1 protein-coding gene is annotated in these 2,508 nt (G+C 74.8%); it reads left to right on the top strand.

Translation table 11 applies throughout. The features are described 5' to 3' along the window. Positions 1–2,508 (top strand): type I polyketide synthase (locus tag NQO67_RS43415; RefSeq protein ID WP_255956180.1); only part of this gene is annotated, 2,508 nt, incomplete at both ends.

The following is a 2,508-nucleotide window of genomic DNA, read 5'->3' as shown; positions in this document are numbered from 1 at the left end:
TGACGCCGCCGACCGCGAAGCGCTGACCGCGCTCTTCGCCGCCGTGCCCGCCGAACACCCGCTCACCGCCGTCATCCACACCGCGGGCGTCCTGGACGACACCACGATCCAGGGGCTCACGCCGGAGCGTCTGGACGCGGTCCTGCGGCCGAAGGTCGACGCGGCCTGGCACCTGCACAAGCTCACCCGCGACCTGGACCTGTCCGCCTTCGTGCTGTTCTCCTCGATCGCGGGCACTCTCGGCAACCCGGGGCAGGCCAACTACGCCGCGGCCAACACCTTCCTGGACGCCCTCGCCCAGCACCGGCACGCCCTCGGGCTGCCCGCGGTGTCGCTGGCGTGGGGTCCGTGGGCGACCAGCGGCGGCATGGCGGGCGGCCTCGACGCGGGCCGGCAGGCCCGGATCAGCCGCGGCGGGGTGCACCCGCTGACGCCGGCCCAGGCGTGGACGGTCCTGGACGCGGTGCTCACCGGCCAGACCGAGCGCGCACAGCTGGTTCCGGCCCGGCTGACGACGGCGGCGCCGCACGGCACGGCTTCCGGGCGCCGCACCGGCGCGTCCGGTTCGCTGGCGGAGCGGCTCGCCGGGCTCGCCGAGGCCGAGCAGGAGGCACTGGTCCTGGAGCTGATCCGCAGCCACGCAGCGGCGGCCCTGGGGCACGCCGGCGCGGACGCGGTCGAGCCCGACCAGGCGTTCCAGCAGCTCGGCTTCGACTCGCTCACCGCCGTCGAGCTGCGCAACGCCCTGAACGCCGCCACCGGCCTCCGGCTCCCGGCCACCGCGCTCTTCGACTACCCGACGGCGCTGGCGCTCGCCGGCCATGTCCGCACCGAACTGGTCGGCGCCGGCGCTCAGCCGGGCCGGACGCGCGCCGCCGGCGCCGTGACCGCCACGGCCACCGCAGACGAGCCGATCGCGATCGTCGGCATGGCCTGCCGCTACCCCGGCGGGGTCACCACCCCCGAGGAGCTCTGGCGACTCGTCATGGCCGGCGGCGAGGGCGTCGTGCCGTTCCCCGAGGACCGCGGCTGGAACGTGGCTGACCTGTACGACCCCGACCCGGAGAAGGCCGGCAAGAGCTACACCCGGCAGGGCGGCTTCCTCCAGGACGCCGGCGCGTTCGACCCGGACTTCTTCGGCATCAGCCCGCGCGAGGCGCTCGCCATCGACCCGCAGCAGCGGCTGCTGCTCGAAGTGTCCTGGGAGACGCTGGAGCGCGCCGGCATCGACCCGACCACCCTGCGCGGCTCCACCACCGGCGTCTTCGCCGGGGTGATGTACGGCGACTACGGCGGCCGGCTGATGCAGCGGGCACCGGAGGAGTTCGAGGGCTACCTCAGCGCGGGCAGCGCCTACAGCATCGCGTCAGGACGGGTGTCGTACACCTTCGGTCTCGAGGGGCCTGCGGTGACGGTGGACACGGCGTGCTCGTCGTCGCTGGTGGCGCTGCACCTGGCGGCGCAGGCGCTGCGCAGCGGCGAGTGCGACATGGCGCTGGCCGGTGGTGTGACGGTGATGGCGACCCCGGCGACGTTCGTGGAGTTCAGCCGGCAGCGGGGGCTCTCGCCCGACGGCCGCTGCAAGGCGTTCGCCGGTGCCGCCGACGGCGTGGGCTGGGCGGAAGGCATCGGCATGCTGCTCGTCGAGCGGCTCTCCGACGCGCAGCGCAACGGCCACCGGGTGCTCGCCGTGGTGCGCGGTTCCGCGATCAACCAGGACGGCGCCAGCAACGGCCTCACCGCCCCCAACGGCCCGTCCCAGCAGCGCGTCATCCAGGCCGCCCTCGCCAGTGCCCGCTTGACGACGGCCGACGTCGACGCCGTCGAGGCACACGGCACCGGCACCTCGCTCGGCGACCCCATCGAGGCCCAGGCCCTGCTCGCCACCTACGGCAAGGACCGCCCCGCCGAGAAGCCGCTGCTGCTCGGCTCCGTCAAGTCCAACATCGGGCACACCCAGGCCGCGTCCGGTGTCGCCGGCATCATCAAGATGATCCAGGCGATGCAGCACGGCGTGCTGCCGAAGACGCTGCACGTGGACGAGCCCTCCCCGCACGTCGACTGGGAGGCGGGCGCCGTCCGCCTGCTCACCGAGCCCGCCGAGTGGCCCGGCGCCGACCGGCCGCGGCGCGCCGGCATCTCCTCGTTCGGCATCAGCGGCACCAACGCCCACGTCATCCTGGAGGCCCCGGCACCGAACGCGGAGCCCGCGGAAGACGTCCATGCCGCGGTGGGTCCGGTGGTGCCGTGGATGCTGTCCGGCAAGAGCGAGGCGGCCCTGCGCGACCAGGCCGCACGGCTGCGGGACTTCGTCATCTCCCGACCCGAGCTGGACGTCGCCGGTGTCGGGCAGGCGCTGGCCACGGGTCGTGCGCACTTCACCCACCGCGCCGCCGTGGCCCCAGCGGACGACGACCGGGACGGCTTCCTCGCCGGGCTCGACGCCCTGGCCGAGGGACGGGTCTCGTCGGCGGTCGTCCAGGGCACGGCGGGTGCCGGCGCCAAGGT

The organism is Streptomyces odontomachi, assembly GCF_024435355.1.
Taxonomy (GTDB): Bacteria; Actinomycetota; Actinomycetes; order Streptomycetales; family Streptomycetaceae; genus Streptomyces; species Streptomyces odontomachi.
Note: the sequence above shows the minus strand (reverse complement) of the source record. Positions and strands in the feature narration are given on the sequence as shown.